This window comes from Methyloversatilis sp. (assembly GCF_965284615.1).
In the GTDB taxonomy this organism is placed as follows: Bacteria; Pseudomonadota; Gammaproteobacteria; order Burkholderiales; family Rhodocyclaceae; genus Methyloversatilis.
Window position 1 is genome coordinate 2442033 of the sequence record NZ_OZ260098.1, and the last position, 26988, is coordinate 2469020.

At 67.5% G+C, this 26988-nt stretch carries 8 protein-coding genes and 1 pseudogene; 3 read left to right on the plus strand and 6 right to left on the minus strand.

The features are described 5' to 3' along the window. Window positions 1-239: 239 nt before the first annotated feature. Both ACQ66H_RS11585 and ACQ66H_RS11590 read left to right on the plus strand, forming a co-directional pair. A complete protein-coding gene (locus ACQ66H_RS11585; protein ID WP_430434161.1) occupies window positions 240-779 on the plus strand; it encodes a CHRD domain-containing protein in 540 nt (179 codons plus the stop codon). 251 nt (window positions 780-1030) lie between these two features. After that, on the plus strand, window positions 1031-1366 hold the full coding sequence (locus ACQ66H_RS11590) for a cupin domain-containing protein (protein WP_304003381.1): 336 nt from the start codon (window positions 1031-1033) through the stop codon (window positions 1364-1366). A 220-nt stretch (window positions 1367-1586) separates the two neighbouring features. On the opposite strand, the gene ACQ66H_RS11595 is transcribed toward ACQ66H_RS11590, so the two are convergent. The 4 genes and pseudogenes from ACQ66H_RS11595 to ACQ66H_RS11610 form a co-directional block, all read right to left on the minus strand. Then, entirely contained in the window at window positions 1587-3284 is a 1698-nt protein-coding gene (locus ACQ66H_RS11595; RefSeq protein WP_430434162.1) for a ShlB/FhaC/HecB family hemolysin secretion/activation protein, read from the minus strand. After that, a pseudogene (locus tag ACQ66H_RS11600) lies at window positions 3281-19539 on the minus strand (leukotoxin LktA family filamentous adhesin). The gene ACQ66H_RS11595 and the pseudogene ACQ66H_RS11600 overlap by 4 nt, the downstream one beginning before the upstream one ends. Window positions 19540-19718: 179 nt before the next feature. After that, complete coding sequence (locus ACQ66H_RS11605; RefSeq protein ID WP_430434163.1) at window positions 19719-20327, minus strand: PEP-CTERM sorting domain-containing protein; 609 nt, start codon at window positions 20325-20327, stop codon at window positions 19719-19721. Window positions 20328-20556: 229 nt separating this feature from the next. Further along, entirely contained in the window at window positions 20557-21207 is a 651-nt protein-coding gene (locus ACQ66H_RS11610) for a response regulator (RefSeq protein WP_430434164.1), read from the minus strand. On the opposite strand from ACQ66H_RS11610, the gene ACQ66H_RS11615 reads away from it, so the two are divergent. Beyond that, the gene (locus tag ACQ66H_RS11615) at window positions 21206-22582 is read left to right on the plus strand and encodes a sensor histidine kinase (RefSeq protein ID WP_430434165.1); all 1377 of its coding nucleotides are present in this window, start codon (window positions 21206-21208) and stop codon (window positions 22580-22582) included. The genes ACQ66H_RS11610 and ACQ66H_RS11615 overlap by 2 nt on opposite strands. An 83-nt stretch (window positions 22583-22665) precedes the next feature. Here the strand turns inward: ACQ66H_RS11615 and parC are convergent, their stop codons facing one another. Together parC and ACQ66H_RS11625 are read right to left on the minus strand one after the other, a co-directional pair. After that, on the minus strand, window positions 22666-24918 hold the full coding sequence (parC, locus tag ACQ66H_RS11620) for a DNA topoisomerase IV subunit A (RefSeq protein ID WP_430434166.1): 2253 nt from the start codon (window positions 24916-24918) through the stop codon (window positions 22666-22668). Between the two features lie 137 nt (window positions 24919-25055). Further along, window positions 25056-26987, minus strand: coding sequence for a DNA topoisomerase IV subunit B (locus ACQ66H_RS11625; RefSeq protein ID WP_430434167.1), 1932 nt, complete (start codon window positions 26985-26987; stop codon window positions 25056-25058). Window position 26988 lies beyond the last annotated feature (1 nt).

Genomic DNA, 26988 nt, shown 5'->3' on the forward strand with positions numbered 1-26988 from the left:
TCGCACCATCGACGGAAACGGCATTCCGGAGGGGGATGAAGTGACCGCTTACCGGGAAACGTTGCGGCGCACCAGACAGGAAGTCCGAAAATCGGCCGCAGCCCGTCAACCGGGCGGTCCGACTTTCAGGCGATGCCTGCATCCGGAATGGCACCTGCCGTGTAGCACGAGGGGTACCGCCGCGGATGCATCCTGTGTCCGGCCGGAACATTCCCGACAACCGTTACGGAGATTTCGTCATGACCCGTCTGAAAGCCTGCAAAGTCGTCATTGCCGCCCTCGCCCTGGCCGCCTCATCGGCACAGGCCGCCACCTTCCAGTTCGTCGCCAACCTGTCGGGCGCGAGCCAGGTACCCGCCAACGCCTCGACGGCGTACGGCAGCGCCTACCTCACGTTCGACGACAGCACGAACAGCATCACCCAGCTCATCTTCGGCGCTGGCGGTCTGGCCGCCTCGGTGACAGGTGCCCATATTCACGAAGGTCCGGCCGGCAGTAACGGACCGGTGGTGTTCGATTTCGCCGACGACATCCTGCAGGCGATGCAGGACGACGGCAGCTGGACGGCCGCCGCATTCACCCGGAGCGGGCCGGGCGCGCTCGATCTGACCGATCTGCTGGCGGGGGGTTATTACGTGAACATCCACAACGCGGTCTTTCCCGGCGGCGAGATCCGCGGCCAGTTGCTGCAGGTGACGGCGGTACCGGAGCCTGGCACCTGGGCCATGCTGGCTGCGGGCCTGGGTCTGGTCACGCTGGTCGCACGCCGGCGCGTCTGAACACGCTGCCGGCGAGCGATCGCCACAGTCCGGAATTCGTCCGCCCGACGGCGGGCGGTTCGACTTTCAGTCTGTGGAACGGCTGACCGCGGCGTTCGGAGGTATGTCCGGATGGCGTCGATGCGCGGCAAACGGCGTGTCAACGCCATCGTGCGGGGGCATGTCGAACGGGTGTGGCAGACGGGACGGATGGCATGGTCCGTGCGCAGCGTCGTGCGGGTCAATCCGACCCGGCCATTCCGGAGCCCCGAATGTATACCACCCAGTTCCACGCCGACGATCTGAGCTGGCAGGCCAGCGGCATCGAAGGCGTGCATTACAAGGTGCTCGACGGCAACCCCGCCGAAGGCGCTTCAGTCGTTGTCTACCGCTTCGATCCCGGATCGGCGGTGCAGAACCACCTGCACACCGAGGCCGACGAAGTGGCTTACGTGCTCGACGGCGAGTTCATCGAGAACGGCCGCCGCTACGGTCCGGGCGCCGTGTTCGCCGCGCCGGCCGGCACCGTGCACGGACCGCACGAGACGGACACCGGCTGCACCGTCATGTTCATGCTGTCGAAAACACTGGATTTCGTCGCGGTCTGAATCGCGCAGGCGCACGGTCTGCGGGAGCGGCCTCGACCGCGACAAGGCCGCTGCAGTCCGCGGGCTTCGATCCAGGCTGCTGTCGGGGTCAGAGGACCCCTCCCACAGAACCCCGGCCCAGACTCTGTCGCGGATCTCGTGTACCGCATTTGGGAACGGCCTTGGCCGCGACGGAGTCGCCGCTCGGGCGCACCGTCCGGAGAAGCGACAGCGCCGTCGCTCAGAACAGCTGCGCGACGATCTGGAAGTGGACGTAGTAGTTGCGCGGATCCTGCACGCGGTCGCGGATGGGCAGGCCCAGCGTGAGGCGGGCTGAAACGCGGTCATTGATATTGGCGTTCACGCCCCAGCCGTAGCTGGCCAGCGTGTCGGTACCGCGCGTCGAACCGACCGGACGGAAAGGCTGGGTCGCGCCGTAGTCGAGGAACAGGAAGCCGGCCGTGCGCACCGGCGCCACCGGTGGCTGCGGCAGCGGGTGGTGCAGTTCGATCGACGCGGCGAGACCCTTGTCGCCGCTGAACAGGCCGGTCTGGTAGCCGCGTACGCTGTTGTCGCCACCGATCAGGAACTGCTCGCTCGACGTGAGGTTCTCGTCGCGCGTGTACTGGAAGGCAAGGTTGCTCTGCACCGACCAGCCGTCCGACAGATCCTGCACACGGCGCAGCGAGCCACGCCAGATCGAGAACGATGTGCTGACGATGTCGTCGATCGGGTCGGCCTTGCCGTTCGAGTAGGTCAGCGAGCCAGTCCAGATGCGGTCCTTCTCCCACCACTGGCCATCGACGCCGAGCGACAGATCGTCGATGTCGGTCGATTGGAACAGCCGCCCGGAAATCCAGCTCTCGGTCTTGCGCTTCTTCGCGCCGCCGAGCAGATCGAGCTGGTAGTTGCCACCAATGAGCACCGGATGCCGCAACAGCGCAGTCCACGCCGTCGATTCGCCGCGGATGCGCAGCGGCCGGAAGGGGCCGTCGATGATGCGCGTGTGGTCGTTGAACCAGGAGAGCGTGAGCCGCGTGCCCAGCGTGCCGAGCGGAAAGCTGTACGACAGCGCCCTGCCTTCGTGCCCATCGGCACCGACCAGCGTGACGCCCAGCGCATCACGGAAACCGAGCAGGCTGCGGTTCTGGTAGAAGGCGCCGACACGATAGACGCCGGTCGCCTGGCTGCCGCTGCTGTCGGCAAACAGCCGCATTTCGTGCTTTGGCGGTTCCTTCACCGACAGCGCGAAATCGGTTTCGCCGAACTTCGCGCCCGGTTTCAGCTCTGCCCTCAGCTGTACGTCCTGGGTGCGGTTGAAGCGCATCATGCTGCGCTCGAGCGCGGCCACGTCGGCCAGTTCGCCCGGCCTCTGGCCGAGCCGCTCGCGGATGAAGGCCTCCGAAGTGCTGTCGTTGCCGCTCATCACCACCTTGCCGACGCGGCCTTCGACCAGCTTGATGGTGATCGCGCCATCGGCCACTTCCTGTGCCGGCAGTACCGCCTGCGCGGTCGGCACGCCCCGGTCGCGGTACAGCGCGTTGATGCGATCAACCAGTTCCTGAACCTCGCCCAGCGAGACCTCGCGCCCTTCAAGGCCGGCCGCCAGCCCGCGCAGCATGGACTCATCCAGCAGTTCCGAGCGGGTGAAATCGATGCGCCGGAGCATGAAGCGTGCACCGGCCGCCGGCTTGACCGGCGCCGGCTTCAGCGCGTCGTCATCGATGGTGGGCGCGTCGTCAGGACGCCGCTCGCGCTCCTCACGCAGTCGCCGTTCGATGTCGCGCGAGCGTTCCTGGATCACGCCCGGGTCGGCGGCCGCAGGAATCTGCGGCACCGCCTGCGCATCCACCTGCAGCGGCAGCAGCAGGCTGAACGCCGAAACCAGTGCGCATGCAGCGCCCTGCCCTATCTTCGTCCGACGCGGAGAACGACTCACTCGACAACCTCCTCTTCAGCCCGACGACGGGCTTCGGCTTCTTCTTCGCTCTCTTCCTCACCGGAATTCACGGCCGGAATGTCGAGCGGCACGTTGATCGATACCGACGCGATCTGTGGCACCTGACCCGCAGCCGACTGCTTGTCCGGCGTATTGACGCGGGTGACGATGAGTTCTCGCGACTGCTCGCGGCCGCTGTAGTCGAGCACGGTGTTCATCACCACTTCGTGCAGCGGATCGCGCATCACGACGTAGGGGTCGGTCACCAGCAGCCACTCGTCGAGCAGCATGTTGCCAAACACCTTGCCCGGGTGATGCAGTTGCACGTCGGCCGGCTCGACCACCGTGGTCAGGTTGTCCATATAGATGTTGCTGACCGGGTTGATGAAGCGCGCGCGGTTCTCGATGCGGCCCTGGTCGATGCGCAGGAAGCCGCGCTCCATCGTCACCTCGGCGTCGAGCGCGCTGAAGCGGTCGAAGCGTACGCCAACCTCGCTGTTGATCGTCAGATCGACCCAGCGCGCCGGCACGCCGCCACGACCGACCGCGCGCATCGCCAGCGGCGCGTCGTTGCGGGTGTGCAGGATGCGGGCAGTGACCGACTGCGAATTGAAGAACAGCGAGCGACCGACGCTCAGCGTGCCGAGGTTCAGATCGTTCTTCGCGGACAGCGACAGGATGTCGCCGGTGATGCGCGACACGCTGACGCTGCCGTTGTTCGACTCCAGCGTCACGCCGTTACCTGCCGTGACCGCGTCCATCAGGATGTCGTCCTCGGCGATCACCGTCGTGCTGCCAAGGTCCGCCGTCGCGTTGACCACCGTCACCTTGCCGCCGGACAGCAGATCGATATTGCCGCGCGATGCGTACACCGTGCCGTTCTCGATGTCGCCGGCGGCACGTACCCAGGCGTCGTCGCGCACTTCGATGCGGCCGATCTCGATGTCGTCGCGCTCGTCGATGTGCACGCCGCCAGCGGTGCTGATGGCGTCAATCTTCGCGATGTCGGTTTCCAGCGCGTTCGCTATCGCGCGCGGCGAGCCGTTGTTCCAGCTTGCGTTGCCGACGCCGCCGGCCGCGTCCAGCGTCACGCCGGCACCGGGCGTGGCCGCGACCAGATCCCAAGTGCCGATGTCGCCACCATCAAGGATGCGACTGCCGGTCGTGATGCGGATGGCGTCGGCGGTGGCGTTGTTCGTCGCCTCGATGCGGCCGACCACGACGTCGCCGGTGGCGTCGATCGCAATGGTGCCGCCGTCGGCGCGCAGCACGGTGCCGTCGTCCATCAGGTAGCGCCCGGCCTGCACCGCGATATCGCCCGCTGCCTCGGCGTCGCCGGTCTGACGCAGATCGCCGACCGGTGCGGCGAGCGACATCGAACCACCGGCACTGACGTTACCGACGGTCAGCGCCGGCGACAGGTCGGGCTCGACCGCCCGCGTACCGGACAGATGCACGTCGCCGCTGGCCTGCGCATTGACCAGCCCGCCCGCACCCTGTGCGATCAGCAGCGGCTCGCCGTCGGCCCCGATGCTGCCGCCGAGCGCCACCAGATCGATGTCACCGGCGTCCGTCTGCATGGCGACCGCGCGCTGCGGGCCGCTGGCGCTCAGGATGCTGCCGGCGCTCGTCAGATGGATGCCGCCGCTGCCCGAGAACATCTCGGCCACCCGCATCGGGCCGTTCGTTTCGTTCAGCCAGATCCCTGTCGAGGCGCGCGCGGTCAGTGTCGCCGCTTCGCCCAGATCGAGTGTGATCGGCCTGGCTGCACTACCTATGCTGCCGCTGCCCGCCTCGATGATAGTGCTGCCGCCACGCAGGTTCGGCGCGTTCGTCGTGCTGGCATCGACGATGCCGCCAGACACCTTGAGCCGGATCGTCTTACTGAAATCGACGCCGCCGCCGGTCGCATCCAGCGACACGAGGTTGATGTCGCCTGGCAGCACGGTGCCGTTGCGGTCGTAATCGTCGGCGCCGAGGAAGACGTGGCCGCGCGCATTGACGGTGACCGAACCGCCAGCCGTGGTGGCGATGTCAACGTCGTCGCGCTTGAGCACGGTGGCGGTCTTGGCCACCGTATCGATCGCCACGTCGTCCGCTTCCGCCGCCGACAGCGCGCGGCGCTGTTCCGGCGTGAGCGCGGTCAGGCTGGCGATGCTCACCGTGAACTGGCCCTCGTCGCGGCCGACGCCGCCGCTCGCGCTGTTGGCGTTCAGCACGATGTGGCGACCGACCACGTTGGGCTGTTCGACCCGGGTTTCGGTGTCGGACGTGGACTTGTTGTAGATCGCCGCGCTGACGCCGTAGCGCACCTGGTTGTCGGTCCACACATGGGTGCCGTCGGACATGCCGGCGATGACGGTGTCGGTCGCGGCCGAGCCGACGTAGCTGAAGCTGCTGTCGTAGCTGGCACCGGTGCTGCCGAGCGAGATGCCAAGTCCGCTCAGCTTGTCGTGCAGCGTACGCAGCCGCGTCAACGCGGTAGCCGCGTTGTAGCTGTCCGCGCGATACAGGAAGCTGCCGGCGTTCTGCGGATCCTCGATCAGTTCGACGTTGCGCAGCGACCAGTACTCCTGATACTCGCGGCTGATCTGCGAGCGGTGGCCCTTCAGCGCGTCGGCCAGACTGTCGGCGGCGCCGTCCGATTCGCGCAGGCGCAGGTCGTTCCACAGCGCGTCGAGTTCGGCTTCGGCGCGGGTATCGCGGGTTTCGTTACGGTTGCCGTCGGTGATGCGACCGCCGAGCGCGGTGAGCGTCACGTCGCCCGACAGCGATTCGATCTTGTCCAGCTGCATGTCGCCGTCCGGCTGCATCAGATGGATGTCGCCGCTGGCAGTCGCGCTCAGACCGCCCTGCGCGGTGGCCTGGGTCTGCACCACCAGCGCCTGCGCGTCGGTGCCGATCTGGCCCGAGCTGGACATCAGCTCCACGCCGCCGCCCTGCACGCGTACCGCATTGCCGCTACCGGCCGCAACGATGTCGCGGTCGGCCTGCAGGAACACGCGGCCGTTGTTGTCGGTGCGCACTTCGCTCACCCGCATGTCGCCACTCATTTCGCGCAGGCCGATGTCGCCGCGCGCGCTGATGGCAGTCACCGCGCCGGTGCCCAGCATGTCGATCTGCAGCGGCGTCAGTGTGTTGCCGATGCCCTCGGCGGCACGCAGGGTCAGGTTCTGCGCGGTGATGACGCCGCGCACGCTTTCCGCCGTGATGGCACCGCCCGGCAAACCATTGCCGGCGGTAGCGTCCACCGTCGTCGTGCCGGTGCGGTTGGTCAGGCTGCCGGCGAAGATGATGTCGGCGCGGCTGCGGATGTCAACCTGGCCGCTGTCGTAACCGATGAAGTTGATCGGGATCGAGTGGTCGGCCTTCACCGTGTGCGTGTTGTAGCGCTTGGAGCCGGTTTCGGTCACACCTCGTAGGTGTGCCACTTCCAGATGCACAGGAAGGCCGAGCACTCGGAATCCTCGCGGTCCCAGGCGCGGAAGGCGGTGGTCACGTCGCGCCGCTGGTAGCGGTAGGTCGTACTGCCCATGCCGGTGTCGATCTTCGTGTACTCGCCCTCGGACAGCGGCGTCGGATCGTCCCAGCTCCGGTAGGCCGTGCGATCGGCCAGCGACCAGCTGCCGGGGAAGAACCAGAACTTTGTCTCCTTCTCGTACCGCGAGTAGGTGTTGGTCGTGTTGCGCTGACCGGTGACCCAGGTATAGGTCTGTCCGGTCACCGGCGCGTATCCCGTATTGCGACCGGCCACGTCATCGTAGTGCTCGACCTCGACCTCCTTCAGCTTGTTCTGGGCATCGGTGGTGGTGATGAGGTCGCGTGTCTTGACGGCGTTGCCCAGGCGGGTGACTTCGCGCGTCACCGGCGTCAGGCTGTTGTAATAGGCCAGCGTCTGCGTGCTGGATTGCGATGCGTTGGTGACGATGGCGCCCTGGCCGCCGTTGGCCAGCGGATCCCAGCGACGCAGGTAATCGGTGATGCGCACCTTGCCTTCGATGTCGTTGCCGGTATCGAGGCCAGTAATCACGATGTCGTAGCCGCTGCGGTTGTCGATGTTGAAGCGGCCGTAGCCGTCCATCGCCGCGATGCGGCCACCGCCGGTGTTCAGTATCTCGCCCAGCAGCTCAAGCTTGCCCCCCTCGACCTTCACCGGTTCCAGCTCGACGCGGTTCAGTTCCGCATTGAAGAAGGCCACGATGTTGCCTTCGGTGTTGCTGATGCGGAAGCGCGGATCGGACGGTTTCATCCCCGCCGCCACCAGCGCGTCGTAGTTGGATTTTGCCTCCGCCAGCGTCGTTGCCGTCTTGTAGGGACCGATGTTCAGGTTCACCCGCGCGCTGTCGCCGATGACGATGTTGCGGTCCGGCAGCCCGCTCTGCAGCAGCCCGTTGATGTTCAGGTAGCGCGCGCTGATGAAGATGTTGTTGCCGGCGATGGTCGGGCCGCCGGTGCCGTTGCGTGCTTCCGTACTGGAGCCGGACGACGCGGTGCCGTCCTCGTAGTTGTTGGCCAGACCACCACTGTTGCCGCTCGGCGTGCGTGTACCGCCCCACATGTCGCGCGGGTTGCCGGCGGTGTGATAGAAGGCCGACGGCGAGCTGAACACGAAGTCGCGACCGGCGGTGATGTTGATGTCCGCCGCCTGGATATTGGGTGCGGTCAGCGGGTTCAGCGGATCCTTCGGCTGCACCAGCACGCTGCCGCGTTCGCTTTCCAGCGTGACCGAGCCGAGCAGGTTGCTGATGTTGCCCACCACTTCGATGTCCGGCGCGCGCGTGTCGCCATCGGCCGGCACATAGGTGTTGCGCACGGTGATCGACGGCGCCGGCGAATTCGGCGCGATGCCGACGCTGGAGAAGGCGGCGGTGCCGCCCTGGTTGCGATCGTTCAGCGCGGCGTTGATCTGTCCGGTGGTCGGGTTGCTGCCCGGCGTGTTCAGGATGGCGACGCCGTTAAGCGTGAGGCGGCCGGTCGCGTCCTCCGGGATGATCAGTTCATCGGTCCGCAGGAAGGCCGAACTGTTGTTGATGATTTCGATCTTCGCCTCGCCGCGCGCATTGAGGCGACCGTTGCCGGCGAGGTTGTCGCCGATCACGTTGATGTTGCCGCCACGCGCGTTGACCTCCGGCATCACGATGAAGGCCGCGTTGGCGATCGATGCGTTGGCGCCACCGGCCGGGAACAGGTCGGCCATCTGCTGTTCGAGGAAATTGATTTCCGCGGTCAGTGCGGCCACCGTTTCCGGGTTGCTGGCGTCGCCGCCGGTGCTGGTCGTGCCCTGGTAGTTGCCGCGGATTTCCTTCAGCGCGTTGATGCGTGTGCGCAGGTTGTCCTGAAGGTTCTCGACGCTCAGCGTAGGCAGTTCCATGCCGTCCGAGCGGGTGATCCAGTACTGCTTGGTCACCGTGTCGTAGGTGCAGCCGGCGGTGCCCGGCGTACGGCACTCGGCCCCCTGACCCTCGCGCGGCACCTGCACGCTGAGCGTCAGCGTCGGCGCGCCACTGCCGCTCTCGTTGATCGTCATCAGCTGCTGGTTCTGGATGCCGGCATCGACCAGACCGCTGACCGACACGCCGGCGCGCGACTGCTCGATGCTGCGGCCGCTGTTCTGCTCGATCGACACGTCACCGCCGCCGAACAGATTGCTCACCCCGCTGGCGATCGCACTGGCGGCCTGGCTGTACAGGTCGCGCGCCACGCCCTGACCGTCAACGCGGTGACCGAAGCCCTTGTCGGCACTCAGGTTCACGTCCTTCACACTGCGCAGCGTGCCGGCGATGGTGATCTGGTTGTCCTGGTTCAGCAGTGCGTCGGCACCCCAGTCCGAACTGGAGATCGGTACCGCCGCGTTGTTGTAGAGGTCGGCGGTCGCAACGGTGGAGAAGGTGTTGCGCGCGCCATTGGCATCACGCCCGGCGCCGACGTTGATGAAGCCATCCGCGCGGATGTCGCTGCCGCTGCCGACAGAGGCACGCGAACGGACACGCAGGTCGGACAGCGAGTAGCCGTCGGCGTAGGCCGCCAGACCCCAGGTCTTGGAATTGGCGCGCACCTCGACGTCGGCCACATCGCGCGCCGCCAGGTTGAAGTCGCCCACGGTGTCGATCACCGCGTTGTTGCCGACGCGTGCCTCGGTCCGACCGATGTTGTCCGCCGATGGCGTCAGCGGCGTGGCGTTCAGCCACGCCTTGGCCTCGGCGTCGGCGGCACTGATCGCGCCGCCGGCCTCCAGCTTGGCGCGGTCGCGCAGCATCACGTCGGACACCGCGTTGAAGTTGGTGCGGCCGGGGTCGTCCTCGTCGCCCAGTACGCGCACGCGCGCACCGTCGCCCACCTCGACCAGCGTGATGTTGTCCACCGTCGTTTCGCTGGAACCCGCCGCGCCGCCGGCCAGGCCGCCGGCACCGGCGAACACGTTGAATTCGGCCAGCCAGGGCTTGCGCGTCTGGTTCAGCGCAAGCACGTCCAGATCCCAGGTGCGCAAGTTGGCACCGGCCTTGATGCCGGCCACTACGCGCGCGTCGATGTCGTTGCGCGCCTGCGCACCGCTGGCGCCGACGACACCGGCCGACAGCGAGTTGACGCGCGAATTGAAGGTGGCGATGTGATCGGCGCGCACTTCCATGCGCCCGTCGGTCGCCGTGCTGAGCGCCGTCGCCGTCGTGCCGCCGCCGAGCAGCGCCTGCGTATTGGACAGGTTGCGCGTCGAAGCGACCGCCGCCGCGCCGGCGATGATGCCGCCGGAGCCGGCTTCGGCATCGGCGTAGGTCTGGTCGTGACCGGTGGCCAGCACCGACAGTGCCGAGCCGACGCTGCCGGTGTTGCCGTTGTCGATCGACGCCAGTGTGACCGAGCCGGCACTGGCCGACGCCAGGTTGGCACCGATGGCGAGCAGACCGCCTATCGTGACGCCGCTGGTTTCCGCCGTCTGGCGCGTCTGGTTCGACGCGGTCAGGCTGGTGCTGCCGCTGATGGCGAAGCTGTTGCTGCCACCCACCGTCGCGTTCACCAGCGCCGTACTGCCGGCCCAGGAGTCGCTGCCATTGGCACCGACCAGCAGCGAGCCGCCGGTGGCGTTCGCGTACGAGTAGGCCGTTTCGCCCAGCGTCGGCAACAGCGTCGCGGCGTTCAGCGACAGGCTGCCGGCGGTGATGCTGTTGTTGCGCCCCATCGTCGCGTAGGACTGGGTGGCCGCCGTTGCTTCCGCCAGCGACACGCCGATCGACACCGCCAGCGAGCCGTTGTAACCGCGCGAAACCGCACTGACTTTCGGCGTGCTGCGTGCGGCGACCGAAATCGCCGAACCCGGCGCACTGACCGTCACCCGGTCGGCAATGGCCGCCCGTGCCGCACCGGTGGCGCTGGCCGTCGCTTCCGATCCGGAACCGGCTGCCACGCCGCCGGAGCCGGCTTTCGAACTGGCACTGACGGTGTCGCTGCGTGTCAACTCGACCGCCAGCGCGCCGCCGCCCAGAGTGACCGAAGTCGCAGCCGCCTGACTGGTGGTATCGGCTTCGCCGATTTGCGCCGTACTGCTGCCCGCCTTGTCGGCACGTGCGATGACGATGCCGGCCGCCACCACGCCTACCGCGTAGCCTTCGGCGTGCGCACTGGCGTCCATCGCGTCACCGGCGAGCACGCGCACGTCGCCGGCCGCGCTGCCGACCGTCGCCTGGGTGCCATCACCCAGCTTGGCGACGACGGTATTGGCCAGATCGGCCGTCGCCACCGCTGCGCCGACGCCGACCAGACCGCCGGCCGCCTGATAGCTCTTCACGTTTACCGCCGCGGTACCGGCCTCCAGCCGTCCGGTACTGGCGTCGAGTTCGATGTCGCCCGTATCGGCACGCAGCGTGATCGCACCGTCGGTGGTCGCGCGCACGTCGTGGCGCACATTCAGCACGCCAACCGCAGCACCGACGCCAGCGATGCCACCCAGCGCCCCGCCACCGACCAGCACATCCACCTTGTCCTTCTCGGACGCAGTGATGCGTATGTTGCCGCCTGCGCGCAGCGTGTTCGCTGCGGTGTTCGCGGTATCGACCACCGTCGCACGGGTCGAGCCATCCGGTGCGGCATTGACGTCGGCCTTGGCCGCGACCTTGCCGCTGGCATTGATGCGCGTGATGTCCGACTGCGAGAAATTGCTGCCGGTGCTGATGTTCCCCTCGTCATCACCGGTCTTGAGCTGGTCGCCGCTGGAGAAGGCGTTGGCTTTGCTCAGCGTGCCGTTGTTGTCCTTGTCCGCCTCGCCCGACGCGTCGCTGCTGAGGCCGGCATTCATCACCGTGACCGCCACCGCGCCGCCGATGCCCACCGTGCCGCCGGCCGCTGCTGCAACGGCCGCATTCGACATATTGCGTTCGGCCCTCGCGGTGACCGCGATGTCGTTGTCCACGTGGACATTGCTGTCCTGGATGGTGGCGGTCGTCGTGTTGTTGACCTTGGTCACCGAGGCACCGGCACCCGCGCCGGCGATGCCGCCGACCGCGGCCACGCCGGCGCGGCTTTCGGTCACTACGCTGTCGGTCGCCTGCACGGCGAGCCCACCGCTGCGATCGGCGGCGCTGCCCACGCGGCTGTCGATCACCTTGGCGGACGTCGTGCTGTCGATGATGCCGACCGCGACCGCGCCGGCAATGCCGGCCGCACCGCCACCGGCGCCGCCAATGGCCCAGGTGCGCATTTCGGTCGAGCTGTCGGCCATCACGTTGACCTGACCGTCGGCATCGATACCGCCGCCGTCAACGCGCGCTTCGGTCGTGCTGGTATCGAGGCCTACCGCGAAGGTACCCGAACCGGCCACACCGCCGGCCGCCAGGCCGCCACCGGCCACCAGGAAGACGGAGTCATGGTCGGCGCGGATGTCGAGCGCGCCGACGCGCCAGACGGCGTCGTCCGAATAGGCTTCGGTGGTGCTGGTGAACTTGGCGACCGAGCCGCTGCCGACCACCGCCACGGCACCGCCGGCGGCGCCGACGACGATGGACGACACGCCCTGGCTGGAGCGCGCCTTCACCGTCGCCGCGCCCTTGGCGGTAACCGAACTGGTGCTGCCGCTGACGCCGGCGCGCGTGTCGCGATCAAACACGTTCACGTCCGCCGACGCGCCGACACCGGCGAGGCCAACCGCGATCGAACCGATGAAGGTGTTGCCGTAGGCATGGTCGGCCGCCTTGATGCTGACCGCCTGCGCGTTGCTGGCCGTGCTGTTGTCGCCGCCGTTGAGTACCGAGTCGGTCACCGTGGCCGTGGTTGCGCCGCCGATGATGTTCATGCTCACGGTGGCCGCGACGCCGGCGAAGCTGCCACCGGCAACGTTGGCGACCGCGGTCGTGGTCTGGTGCGTGGCGGTCGCATTGACCGCGATGCCGCGCACGTTCTCGCGCGTACGCGACGCAACGAGGTCGGGCGCGACGAAGGGGTTGGACGAGGAGTAGCCGCCGCCGCTCTGGTTCATCCGGTCGATGCTGGCGCGCAGGTTCACGCCGCCGATCTCGCCGGTGTTCACACTGACGCCGCTACCCTGCTGCGCGCGCGCCGCCACCGAACTGTCGCGGATCGCTGCCTCGGTCGCGCCGCCGATCTCGTTCACCGTGGCCGACGCGCCGACGCCGGCCGCGGTGATGCCGATGCCGGCCGCGCCGGCCAGCACCGTGATCTTGTCATCCGACTCGGCCAGCACCGCGACGTTGTCACGCGCCTCGATGTCGGCGCCTTCCTTGATCACCGCACGGGTGTCGGAGTTGATCAGGTTGACCGCCACCGACCCGCCGACGCCGACATCGACGCCACCGCCGATACCGACTGCCGCGGTCTTGATCGTCGCCAGCGAATCGGCGCTGACGATCAGGTTGGTCACGTCGAAGCCGCTGCTCTTCAGGCCGGACACCGTGGCGTGCGTCGAATTGGCGATCTTGTTCACCGCGATGGCGGCGCCGACGCCCGCCGAGCCGCTGATGCCGACCGCACCGGCCAGCGCATTGATGCGCGCGCTGTCGGCCGCGTTGATCGACACTGCAGCGGTGCCGCCGCTGATGTCGGAGCCGGTGATCTCGGCCACCGTCTTGTTGTCGGTGCGGTTGCTCGATGCCGAGCCGGCAAAAGCACCGGTGGCCGCACCGGCGCCAGCGACCGAGCCGGATTCGATCAGTGCCGTGTTGCTGCCGGTCAGCGTCAGCGACGCCGCGCCGCCGATGGTGCTGTCATGGACGCGCGCCTTCGCCGTGTTGCGCACCCAGTTGTCGCCGACCGCTCCGCCCACCGCTGCGTTGCCCGAGAAGGCGGCCGCACCGGCCAGCGACTTGATGGTCGATGTGTCGGATGCCTGCAGCGTGATCGCCGAGTCGTTGTTGACGTTCTCCAGCGTGCTGCCGACGATTTCGGCGGTGGTGACGTTGCCGCCTTCGCCACCGGCATTGGTGTCGCCGGAATACATGCCGATGTGGTTAAGCGTGATCGAACCGGACAGCGCCACGCTCTGCGCGCCGCCAGCGGCCAGTGCCAGCGTTTCGATGGTGGCCGTCTCCAGCGCGGTCAGGCTCAGCGCCGACGCGTTGCGCACGGTCGCTTCATCGATCGAGGCCAGCGTCGTGTTGCCGATCTTGTTGTAGCCGAAGGCACCGCCGACCGCGCTGCCGCCGATGCCCACAGCGACCGCACCGGCCAACGACTGCAGACGCGAGCTGTCGGTCGCGCTCACGGTGACCGTGTTGCCGTCACCGCTGTCTTCCAGCAGCGCGTCATCGACCGTCGATTCGGTCCGGTTGCCGATGAAGTTCACCGAGATCGACGCACTGACCGCTGGCGAACTGCCCAGCGCCAGCCCGCCGGCGACCGACAGGCTGCGGATGCGCGCATCCGACAGCGAGGTCAGGCTCAGCGTGCCCGCGGCGTCAACATGGGCGCGGTCGATCTGCGCCTGCACCGTGTTGAAGATCTCCGAGTACGCGACCGAGGCGCCGATGGCCACGCTGTTCATGCTGGCCGAAAAACCGCCGGCCAGCGTGTCGATGCGCGAGCGGTCCTTCGCCTCTATCGTGACGCTGGCGGCCGACACGTCGTCGAAGGCGCTGTTGCCCTGCGGCGCACTGACGTTCGCGAGCAGATCGTTGTCGATGAAATTGACCGACACCGAGCCGACCCCCGACACCTTGCTCGACGCACCGACACCGACCGCGATCGAGGTGATCAGCACGTCGGATTCCGCCTTCACGTTCAGCCGGCCGGCCGCACCGGTGACGTTGACCTTCGAATTCTCGACCTTCGCGGTCAGGTCGTTGTCGATCGAACTCCAGTTGAACGACGCGCCGACCGCATTGCTGTTGCTGCCGATATTGACCTGCAGGATGCCCGCCACCGACGTGATGCAGTTGCCGCTGGGCGTGGCGCCGGCGCCACTGCGACCGCAGTAGTCCAGGCCCTTGACCGTGTTCTCGCGCTGGTTGCCCGGCTCTATCGTGTCTTCGAGCGCTGCGTCGGCGCCGCGGTCCTGCGCCAGCACGTTGACCGCGCCAGTGGCCGTGACCGAGGACAGGCCGACGATCTGCGCCGTGGTGTCGTTGTCGATCTCGGTGATGACGACGGCACCGCCGATCGAATTCGCGTTGTTCGACGCCGACGCCTGGCCGTGCGCCGCACCGGCGCCGATCTCGGTCGCGTTGAATGCGCGCACGGCCGCGCTGTCAACCCCGCTCACCGCAGAGCCGCCGGCGATCTCCGCGGTGACGACGTTGGCGACGTCGGAATAGGTGACCGCGCCGCCGGCACCGGTCTTGCCGCCCAGCGCCAGCGTACCGCCGCCGGTGCCGATGAACATGCGGTTGTAGGCGGTCACGTCGAGCGCGCGACCGCTGCCGGCCGCGCCGGTCAGATCGGTCGAGTTCAGCGCGGCGCGTATCGTGTTGTCGATGATGGACAGCGACAGCGAACCGGTCAGCGAGTAAGAACTCTGGTTCTGGTTGCTGCTCGCATTGGCAGCAACGCCGATGGCGATCGACAGCTGCTCGCCGCCGGCCAGCGCCTGCACGGTCACGTCCTGCGTGTCGTTCAGGTCGGCGTTCTCGACCAGGCCTTCGACCGTGTTGTCGATCATGTTCACCGACACGCTGCCGGTGACCGCTGCCGACTTGTTCTGGCTCGGGTTGTTGGCGCGGGTGAAAGCGGCCGCACCGGAGGCGGTGACGATATCGAGGTCCGACACGCCGAGTACGGTCAGCTTGGCCGCGCTGCCCCCGTCCGCCTGATCGACCGTCACGCCAGCGAGCTTCGCGCGCGTCACCAGCGTCACGTCATTGACCGCCGCGCTGCCGGCGGCCGACAGGCCGAAGCTGGGCTTGGACTGCGTGCCCTGGCTGCTGGTATTGCCCTGCTTCGAGGTCGAAGTCGGCTTCAGTTCGACCATGCCGGCGATCTTGGTCTGCACCTCTTCGTACTTGCTCTTGATACTGCCGAAGAAGCCCCCCTGGGAACTGCTTTCGCTGCTGCTGCCGCTGACCGCCACCGCGCCGGTCACCGCGATCGCCTCCATGCGACCGCTGGCGCGCGCCTCCACCGTCACGTCGCCGGACTGGATGACGGCATTGGTGATGCTGCGCTGACTGGCGCGCGTGTCGCCTTCGTTCAGCGCCTCGCTGTCGTTGTCGCCGACCAGCGCCTCGGTGGTGCCGGTGACGCCGTTATAGGCGATGCCGAGGCCGACGCCGGCCGATTCCGATTTGTTGAAGCCGCCGGCGATGGACCACAGCACCGGTTCGTCGAGCGCGGTGATCGACAGGGTGCCGGCGCGCAGCGTGGCTTCATCGTCAACCAGCGCCCGCGTGTTGTTCGTCACCTCGACGATGGACACCGAGCCGTTGATGCCAAAGCTCGATCCGTAGCCGGCGATCGTCGCCAGCGAAATGACCAGATCCTTGCCCTCGGCCGAAATGTTCACTTCGTCGGTCGCGCGCGTGCCGGTGACGGTGTAGCTGCGCTGGCCGGCGGTGCTGCCACTGACGCTTTCGGTCACGCCCTGGATGGCGGCGCCCTCGCGCACGAACACCAGGCTGTCGCCGTTCAGGATTTCCTGCGTGTAGGCCATGCCCAGGCCCTTGCTGCCACTGCCACCACCGGTGCCGCCCGGCAAGAAGTGGCCGCCGTGGAACAGCAGCGTCACGTCGCGCTTCGCACTGATGTCGGCTGGCGCACCGAAGGACCAGTCCTGCAAGACCTGTTCGTCTTCCGAGGTCGAACTGTCGTCGGCCACGGTTTCGTAACTTGCGGTCCAGGCGCCACTGGCATTGCCGGTCAGGTTCAGCTTCGCCGATTCCTGCACCTCGGTCTTCGCGGCGTGGTCGAATTGCAGCAGGCTGAACGAGCCGGACAGCGAAATCGCGTTGTTCGAGTTGTCGGACGTCAACTTGGCGGCCGAGGCGCCGTTGAACACGTCGAGGATGCCGGTGAGGTCGTTGAACCAGTCCTTCACCGTGGACAGGCCGTCCCAGCGCGTGAAGCTGCCGCCGGTGATCAGCGTCTCGCGCACCGGAATGATCACGTCCGACGCGACCGCGATGCGCGGTGCGGTCACCGTGGCGCTGCGGCCTACGGTGGCCAGCGCGTCATGGCTGAAATTGCCAATGGCGATGCCGGCCGAGAAGGTGTTGCGGGCGGTGTTGCCGGTGGCGCGGTCCTTCGACTGGGAAATCGCCGAGGCCTCGGCCACCACCTGGATGTCCGAGCCCAGCGTGCGCGCCGCCACGACCGCGCGGTCGCTGGCATGCACATTGGCGTTCGGCCCGATGCTGGCCGACGCCGTCGCGTCGCTGTCCACCCAGGCGATGGCGCCGCCGATGCGCAGAGAGGTCGATTGCGGCTTCTGCGCCTTGGCGTCGGGCTCGGCACCGGCGAGCAGCTTTTCCCACAGTTTTTCCTCGATGAAGCCGCCGGTGTCGGTGATCGGCTTGGCCTTTTCCTTGGCGGCGTCGAGGATGGCGTCGTTCAGCGAGGTGCCGACCTTGGCTTCGGCCGTCGTGGCGTTCGAGGTGTTGTCGTTGATCGCCAGTACCTGCACCTTGGTCGCGTCAGCCACGTTGGCGTTCAGCGACGCAGTCGCTTCCGACGACAGCTGGCTGACCGCGATAGCGGCGGCCGCCTTGCCTTCGTTGCCGAGCGACGCGGTGACCGAATTGGCGAAGGTGTTGCGGTTGGTTGCCGCCACCGTCACGTCGCCCGATACCTGCACCGTGGCGCCGGCTTCGACCGTCGCGTTCGCGCGCACGTCGGCAAAGGTCAGGCCAAGCGCAAAGCTCATCTGCGAGTTGGCGTCCTCGCCCGGATCGGCCGCTTCGACCGATGCTTCGAGCGTGGCGTCGTTGTTGGCGCGCACGTTGAGATTGGCGGCGCGCACGGTGGCACCCGACTTCACATCCACGGTGGCGGTGGAACTGTTGCGCGCATAAAGCGCGCCCAGACCCAGCGGCGTGTTCACCTGGGTACCCGGGCCGCTGATGCCGGTGTCGGGCGCAGCACCGGCCGACGTGAGGTTGTCGGCCAGCAGCGTGAGGTCCTGCGTGGCCTCGACCACCGAGCCGGCCTTCAGCGTGATGGTCAACGTGCCGACCGCCTGCGAATGCACGATGTTCAGGCCGAGCAGCGTGGCGCCGATGCCCAGCAGGCCGGTGGCGCCCTCGGTGGCGAAGTTGGCCGCGTTCTGCTCGAAACTGCCTTCATCGAAGACCCAGCGGTTCTGCACGTCGGTCAACGCGGTCATCGACACGTTGCGGCCCTTGACCGTCGCGTTATCCAGCTCGATCGATGCGCTGGCTTCGCGGTAGCCCAGGATGCTGACCGACGACACCTTGTGCGCGGTGAAGGTGACGTCACCGCCGTCGAAGATGCCGCCGCCGTGCGCCAGCACCTTGCTGCCGGACTTGAGCAGGATGTTCGGTGCCTCGAAGGTGATGTTGCCCGAGTGGCCGGTCGATACGCCGCCCACGTGGTCGCTGCTGACCAGGCGACTGGACACGACGATGTTGTCGTTGACGGTGATGCTGTTAGTGGCCTGCAGCAGCAGGTGCGCCCCGTTGATCGTGACACCGCTGTCTGCGCCGCCCGGTACGCCGCTGTATGCGGTAGCGCCGCGCAGCAGGTTCTGGCTGAGCACGATGTTCAGCGGGTCGATCAGCACCTGACCGGCGGCACCGCCGCCTCGCCCGTCCGCGTAGAACTGGCCGCCGGCCAGCTCCACCGTGTCCTTGGCCGAAAATTCGACGAAGCCGCCGTCGCCGCGCGAGCCCGCGCTGGCGTCCATCACGGCACCGCTGCGGATGACCGCGTTGCGCTGCGCCAGCGAATCGATGCGGCCGCCGTCGGAGCCTTCGCCGTCGCCGGCGGCCGTCACCATGGCGTCGATGTCGGCCACGATGTCGCGGCCGGCGCGCAGCGTGATGTCGCCGCCGTCGGTGCCGGCACCGCCCCGGGCGTCCAGCGTACCGGCGATCTCGATGTCGTCCGCCGCAGCTATATATATGCGGCCGGCGCGCTCGACCACCCGGCTGCCGATGGCCAGCCCTTGCGCATTGACCACGTCGGTGAAATCGGGTGCCTGGCCTTCGAAGCGGGCGCCGGTCAGCACGGCACCCTTGACGCTCACCGTGCCAGCCGCCAGTTCGACCGCGTCGATCGCGTTGATGCGGCCGTCGATGCGGATGGCTGCCGACGACAGCGGCGCGGTGCCATTCAGCAACTGACCCAGCGCGCCGGCGTCAACCACGCCCGGCGCGGTGAAGAACCGATCGACGAAGCCTTGGGTGGGCGTGCTCACCGACAGCGCGCCGACATTCACGATGCCGCCGGCACCGACGACAAAGCCGTGCGGATTGGCGAAATAGACGTTACCGCCGATGCGCCCGTCGCGGATCGCGTTCAGGGTGCCGTGGATGTCGGTGCGCGTGTCGCGCACGATGTTGACCAGGTTCAGCGCGCCGCCCGGCACGTGCAGGTTGGCCGTGTGGCCGGCATTGACGCTGAAGCTCTTGAACGAGTTGAAACCGGTGTTGCCGGACACCGTTCCGGTGCGGATATCGGTCACCGCGCCCGCCGTCGTCACCGTGGTCAAGGTCTGGCCATCGGCCTTGATCGCCTGCGCCCAGGCCGATGGCGACATCAGAAGTGGCAGGCTTGCCACCCCGACCATCAGTCCGTGCCCGTTGCGCAGGTTGGCAACCAGGGTGCGCAACCGAGGCTGGCTGCGACGACGTTGTGTGGCTTTCATGACCTGACTCCTGAATGCTGCAGCGCCCGCGGTTGCTGTCCGCGTGTAGGAATATTTCTTACATAAGTGTAAGCCGATGTGACCGGAATGATGTGCATTGCGTCCGCCATCGCCCCTCCGATCCAATTGTTTTCTTTGACTTTCGTCAACATTCCGAGCCATCCGTCACGGTCGTGAGGTCAGCCGCGGCGGCGACGGCTCACCCACAGCGCACCGACGGCCAGCATCGTCAGTGCCAGCGCGTCCGGTTCCGGCACTGGCGTCACCGTGGCGCCGGTGAGCAGGAAGGTCGCGTACAGGTCGCGCAGGTGGTAGGCCGGCGTATCGGCACGCAATTGCACCGCCTGCGTGTAGAACGCATTCGGCGTCACCGTCAGCGTGCCGGTGGCGCCGAGGTCGAACGAGAGCGACGGCATGGCGAAGGCGTGGATCTGATACTGGTCGTTGGCGATCTCCTGCACGCCCAGATCGAACTCGAAGTACTTCGTGATGCCCAGCACCGTGAGGCCGACCGAGTACGGCTGGTACTCGATGCCGGTCATTCCGGGGTCCGCCGGCCCGGTCCCGGCGAAGAAGGTGAAGAACCGGGTCTGCTGGCCGACGTCCGGGGTCAGTTCAAGCGCCGCGCTCAGGCCGACGAACTGCACGGTGGCGGAGACGGCAGGGACGGACTGGAAATAGGTATGCACCGGTGAACCGGTGGTGCTGAAGCTGATCGGCGCCGCCTGCACGGCGCCGACGCACAGGCCGAAGGCGAGCGCCGCTGCCGCCGGGAAACGGTTGGTCATCTGAAACCCCCTTGTATTGGTCTTGTACGTGGCCCGGACGCAGACCCCGCCGTTGCCGCCGTCGCGCTGCTCGTCCGCAGCGGCGTCCGGCAACCACGGGAGGATGCGGAATGAGGAATGCCCCGGGTGCCCGGAAAATCCATACCGCATTGGAGCGTGCCCACCCGGCGGGGGTAAATACGCACAAGCGCGTAGCGCGCCGGCAATCAGCAGGCAGGCAGGGAATTGCTCACGCTTCGGGCAGCCGGTGCCGCACCGCCCAGGCCACCAGTTCGGCTGCATTGCGCAGTCCGAGCTTGCGCGCGATGTTTTCGCGGTGCTTGCGCACGGTGTGTTCGGAAATGCCCAGTTCGGCGCCGATCTGCTTGCTCGACAGACCGCGCCCGACACGCCCGGCAATGTCCATTTCGCGCGAGGTCAGGCCCTCGTGCGCGGCGTCCATGCCGTGGCCGAACAATGTCGCCAGTTCCGGACTCACGTAGTAGCCGCCCTCGGACACCGTCATCATCGCGCCGACCAGCGCCTCGGCGTCGTCCGTCTTCAGCATGTAGCCCTGGGCGCCGAAGGCCAGGGCGGCCTGGAAAGAGGCGGCGTCCTGGCGCGCGGTCACCACCAGCACCCGCGTCGCCAGACCGGCGGCGGCGATGGCCTGCATTACGCCAAGGCCATCCAGACCGGGCAGGCCGAGATCGAGCAGCAGCACGTCGGGCGACAGACTGCGCACCAGTTCAAGCGCCCGCTCGCCGTCGCCGCAGTCGCCCAGCCAGCGCACGCGCGGCTCGGCCGAAAGCATCAGACGCAAGCCCTGGCGCACCAGAGCGTGGTCTTCGGCAACGACGATGCTAATCTCGCGGGCGTCCATGACTGCGGAAACTACCATGACCGGAACATCCGCCACGCTCGACGACGCCACGTCGCCCGGCGATTCGGACGCCGTCCGGCGCGACCTGCTGGGCGTGCTCTTCGGTCACACGCCCACCATCGTCGCCGGCAATCTGGCGGTGTCGCTGACCGCGTCCGCGGTACTGGTCAGCGCCCAGGGGCACGGCATCGTCTGGCTCTGGCTGGCCGCGATCTGGTTGCTGGTCGGCCTGCGCTACGCGCTGGTACGCCAGTTGCGGCCGCAGCTGTCCACGCTGCAGGGCGACGGCCTCGACCGCGCCGAAACCGCCTACACCGCCGTCGCCGGGCTCACCGGCCTGGCCTGGGGACTGCTGCCCTGGCTGGGCTACGAGGGGCGCGACCCCTTCATGGATTTCTTCAGCGTCGCCATGCTGGCCGGCATGGCCGGCGGCGCGGTCACCGCCACCACCGCCCTGCCGCGCGCGCTCAACCTCTACCTCGTGTGCGCGCTGCTGCCCTTCATCGTCAAGTCATGGCTGATGGGCGGGCTGATCAACATCGGCGGCGGCCTCACCTTCCTGTTCTACCTGCTCGTACTGGTGTCCTTCGGCCGCAACGCGCACGCAACGATGCGCAACGCGCTGATGCTGACGCGCCAGAATGCCAGGCTGGCCGACGATCTGCGGCAGGAACGCGACGCCGTGCAGGCGGCAATGCGCGCCAAGAACCTCTTTCTGGCCGGCGTCACGCACGACCTGCGCCAGCCGGTCCATGCGGTCGGGCTGCATGTGCGCTACCTGCGCTCGCAGGACCCCACCGCTCTCAGCCGCGATGTGCTGGACGAAGTCTGCGGCGGCATGGACGCCGCGGTGCGTGCCATGAGCAGACAGCTCACGCGCTTGCTCGAACTGTCGCGCCTGGAAGCGGGCGAGGCCCGTGTGCTGCGGCGGGCGGTGCCGCTGTCCGAGGTGTGGGCCGCCTGCGCGGCGCAGTTCGTGCCGCTGGCGCAGGAAAAGGGGCTGGACCTGCGCTTCCGTCCGACTGCGCGGGTGGTGGACAGCGACGCGATGATGCTGCAGTCCATTCTCGACAACCTGGTGTCGAACGCGGTGCGCTATACCGAGCGCGGCCGCGTCCTGGTCGCCGCCCGGCCACGCGGCAACGAGGTGGAACTGCAGGTATGGGATACCGGGCCCGGAATCGCCGCCGAACATCTGCCGCTCATCTTCGTTCCCTACCGCCGCTTCGACGACCGCAGCGCCCGTCACGACGAAGGCCAGGGCCTAGGACTGGCGCTGGCGCGCGGTCAGGCCGACGCACTCGGCCACGCACTCGAAGTGCGCTCACGCCCCGGGCACGGCAGCACATTCACCGTTACGGTGCCGCGCGCGGGGTCAGCGCTGCGCGGGTGACCGACGCCGCCCGCAGGCTCCGTCACCGGCCGCAATCGCGAGCAAGCTCGCTCCCACGGGAGCCTGCCGGCGCTGCGGGCCGTTCAGCCTTCCAGCTTCCTGCCCTTGGTCGCGCGCACGCCGCGCCAGTTCATCAGCGACGCTTCGTCGATGTTCAGCGTCTTCGGCCGGCCGCGCGAGCCCGGCACAGTCAGCGCGAGACGTTCGCGGAACACGTCGAGCAAGTGCAGCGACTCGCCGTCGGGCAAGGTCATGATCTTGACGCCCTTGCCGCCCGACAGCTCCTTCATCTCCTCCAGCGGGAAGGCGAGCAGGCGGTCGCCGCCCAGCGCGACCACCCACTTGTCGCCCGGTCGCAGTTTCACTGGCGGCAGCGCAGTGCTGCCGTCGGTGTTGAGGAAGGCCTTGCCGGCGCGCTGGCGGCTCACCATGTCCTCGATCGCGCAGACGAAACCGTAGCCACCGTCGGACGCCACCAGGAAACGGCTGCCCGGCTCGCCGGTCAGCACCGCCACCAGCTTCTTGCCGGCGAGATCGGCCAGCGAGGACACCGGCACACCGTCGCCCTTGCCGCTCGGCAGATCGGTCGGCTTGATGGTGTAGCTGCGGCCTTCGCCGTCGATCAGCACGACCGGCCACACGGTGCGGCACTTCAGCACCGCGAGCGGACCGTCGCCGGCCTTCCAGGTCAGCGCGGCCTCGTCGACATCATGGCCGGAGCGCAGCCGGCCGAAACCACCGCGCGACACGATGACGGTGACCGCCTCGTCGATCTGCGGCACTTCGCGAGTGCGGGTCGCCTGCGCATCGGCATTGATCAGCGTGCGGCGCTCGTCGCCGAAACGCTCGACGTCGGCGCGCACCTCGTCGCGCACGAAGGTACGCAGTGCGGCATCGCTGCCGAGAATGCCGAGCAGACCGGTCCGTTCGGCGTCCAGCGCATCGCGCTCGCCCTGCAGCTTGATGGCCTCCAGCTTGGCAAGTTGGCGCAGCCGGATTTCCAGCACGTCCTCGGCCTGACGCTCGGTGATGCCGAAGCCGGCCATCAGGTCGGCCTTCGGATCGTCGGCCGCGCGGATGATGGCGATGGCGCGGTCGATGTCGAGCAGGATGGCCAGCCGGCCATCGAGGATGTGCATGCGCTCGTCGATGTCGGCGATGCGCTGCGTGAGCCTGCGCGACACGGCAGCGAGACGGTAGTCACACCATTGACGCAGCACCGCCGGCAGTCCGATCTGACCTGGGCGGCGGTGGGTGTCGAGCAGCGTCAGGTTCAGGCTCGCGTTGCACTCGAGATCGGTATAGGCGAACAGGAAGGCCAGCAGGTCTTCCTGGCTCACCGCGCGCGACTTCGGTTCGATCACCAGACGCACCGGATGGCGCGCGTCCGATTCGTCGCGCACCGAATCGATCAGCGAGGTGGCCAGCGTCTTGGTGCGCGCCTGGTCGTCGCTGATCTTCTTCTTGTCGCCCTTGGGCTTGGGATTGGCGAGGTCGTCGATGCGGCTCATCACGGCACCGGTGCTCACGCCCGGCGGCAGTGCGGTGACCACGATCTGCCACTGGCCGCGCGCCAGCGCCTCGACCTCGTAATTGGCCCGCATGCGGAACGAGCCGCGCCCTTCCTTGTAGGCGGCGACGATGCTCTCGCGCGACGAAATGAGTGTGGCGCCGTTCGGGAAATCCGGCCCCTGGAAGCAGTCGATCACGTCGTCGTCCGGCATGCGCGGATCGATCAGCAGCTTGCAGGTGGCGTCGCCGATCTCGCGCAGGTTGTGCGGCGGGATTTCGCAGGCCATGCCAACGGCAATGCCGGAGGCGCCATTGGCCAGCACTACTGGCAGTCGTGCCGGCAGCAGCGATGGTTCCTGCTGCGTGCCGTCGTAGTTCGGCTGGAACTCGATCACGCCGGCGTTCAGCTCGGACAGCAGCACGTGCCGCGCGAACGGCGTCAGGCGGCACTCGGTGTAACGCATGGCGGCCGCGTTGTCGCCGTCCATCGAACCGAAATTGCCCTGCCCGTCGATCAGCGGGTAGCGCAGCGTGAAGGGCTGGGCCAGCCGGACCATGGCTTCGTATACCGACGAATCGCCGTGCGGGTGGTACTTGCCGATCACGTCGCCGACCACGCGCGCGGACTTCTTGTGCGCGGCATCGGGCCGGGCGAAGCCGTCCATCGCGTACAGGATGCGCCGCTGCACCGGCTTCATGCCGTCTTCCAGCCCCGGCAGCGCGCGCGAGGTCACCACCGACATCGCATAGGTCAAATAGGCCTGCGCCGCGTGCGCATCGACCGGAATGTCGGCGATGTCGGGTTCGAACAGGTTGTCAGTCAACGGAGTGCTCCGGGTGTTTCGTTGTGTGTTTGGAGGGGCTGGGGACGAGGGGCTAGAGACTAGGGAAGAGGTGTGGCTTTGCCACACGGGATGAACGCAACACCGCGCGGCGCTCCAGTCCCTAGTCCCTGCCCTCCTCAAGCATCCGGCACGACCTTGTCGCCTTCCAGTTCCATCCAGCGACGGCGGCGTTCGGCTTCTTTCTTGCCCATCAGCATGGTGAAGGTGTTCAGCACCAGATCGGGGTCGGCCCCCTGGGTGATGCGGATGAGCCGGCGCGTTTCCGGATTCATCGCGGTTTCCTTCAGTTCGTCCGGATTCATTTCGCCCAGACCCTTGAAGCGGCTCACCGTCAGCGCGCTCTCGGCAATACCGTCGGCAATCAGGTTGGCCAGTATGGTGTCGCGCTCGGCCTCGTCCAACGCGTAAAGACGGCGCGCCGGTCGGGTCTTGGTCGGCGCGATCTTCACGCAGTACAGCGGCGGCTGGCCGATGAACACGTGGCCACGTTCGATCAGCTTCGGGAAGTGACGCAGGAAGAGCGTGAGTTGCAGCGTCTGGATGTGGGCGCCATCGACGTCGGCATCCGACAGAATGATGATCTTGTGATAACGCAGGCCGTCGAGCACCGCGTCCGGCGCGTCCGGCTTGTGCGGGTCGATGCCCAGCGCCACCGCGATGTCGTGCACTTCGTTGTTGGCGAAGATCTCCGACGAGTCGATCTCGAAGGTGTTGAGCACCTTGCCGCGCAGCGGCAGCACCGCCTGGAACTGCCGGTCGCGCGCCTGCTTGGCGCTACCGCCGGCGGAGTCGCCCTCGACCAGGAAGATTTCGTTCTGTTCCGGCGAGGTGCCGGTGGCGTCGGTGAGCTTGCCCGGCAGCAGCGTGACGCCGGAACCGGCGCGCTTTTCCACCACCTTGCCCGCCCGCGCGCGGGTTTGCGCACTCTTGATCGCCAGACCGGCGATGCGCTGCGCCTCGGTCGCGTGGTCGTTGAGCCAGCGGTCCAGCGTGTCCTTGATCGCTTCGTACACGAGCTTCACCGCCTCGCGGTTGTTCAGCTTGTCCTTGGTCTGCCCCTGGAAGCGCGGCTCCAGCACCTTGGCGCTGAGCACATAGCTCGCATGCTGCGACACGTCTTCCGACTGCAGCGCGAGCTTGGCCGGCATCAGGCCGTGGTGTGTGGCGTAGTCCTTCACCGATTCGAACAGCGCCTGCCGCATGCCGGACTCGTGCATGCCGCCGCCCGGCGTCGGAATCAGGTTCACGAAGGACTCGCGCACCGACACGCCCTCGGGGAAGGCGATCGCCCATTCGGCGCCCTCGCCCTCGTCGTAGCCGGCGATCGCCGTGCGCGCGCCGCAGAACAGCTCGCACTTCGCGTCGCCGATCTCCTCGCGCAGATAGCCTTCGAGACCATTGGCGTACTGCCACTCCTGCACCGCCCCGCTCTCTTCGTCCTCGAAACGGATGCGCACGCCGGGCAGCATGGCGCTGCGCGCGCGCAGCAGATGCTCGATGTCGGCACGCTTCACCTTCGAACTGGCGAAGTACTTCGGATCCGGCCAGGCGCGCACGTGGGTGCCGGTATGCGACTTCGGGCAGCTGCCGACTTCGGTCAGTCCCTGCGAAATGCCGTGGTCGAAGGTGATCGAATGTTCCTTGCCGCCGCGCTTGACCGTCGCCTCCAGCCGGGTCAACAGCGCATTGGTCACCGTCACGCCGACACCGTGCAGACCGCCGGCGATCTTGTAGGCCTTGCCCTCGAATTTGCCGCCCGAGTGCGGGATGGTGAAGATGACCTCGATCGCCGGCACCTTCTTGGTCGGGTGGATATCGACCGGAATGCCGCGACCGTTGTCCTCGACCGACACCGAGCCGTCGCCGTGCATCACGACGCGGATGCCGTCGGCGAAGCCGCCCTGCGCCTCGTCGCAGGCGTTGTCGATCATTTCCTGGATGATGTGGTTCGGACTTTCGGTCCGGGTGTACATGTCCGGCCGCTTCTGGATCGGCGCGATGCCCTCGAGCACCTGGATTTCAGCGGCGTTGTAGCTGGGAGTCGTCATC

Coding starts and splice junctions, on each gene's coding strand:
- ACQ66H_RS11585 (WP_430434161.1), top strand. CDS start 240: ATGACCCGTCTGAAAGCCTGCAAAGTCGTCATTGCCGCCCTCGCCCTG.
- ACQ66H_RS11590 (WP_304003381.1), top strand. CDS start 1,031: ATGTATACCACCCAGTTCCACGCCGACGATCTGAGCTGGCAGGCCAGC.
- ACQ66H_RS11605 (WP_430434163.1), bottom strand. CDS start 20,327: ATGACCAACCGTTTCCCGGCGGCAGCGGCGCTCGCCTTCGGCCTGTGC.
- ACQ66H_RS11615 (WP_430434165.1), top strand. CDS start 21,206: ATGACCGGAACATCCGCCACGCTCGACGACGCCACGTCGCCCGGCGAT.
- ACQ66H_RS11610 (WP_430434164.1), bottom strand. CDS start 21,207: ATGGTAGTTTCCGCAGTCATGGACGCCCGCGAGATTAGCATCGTCGTT.
- ACQ66H_RS11625 (WP_430434167.1), bottom strand. CDS start 26,987: ATGACGACTCCCAGCTACAACGCCGCTGAAATCCAGGTGCTCGAGGGC.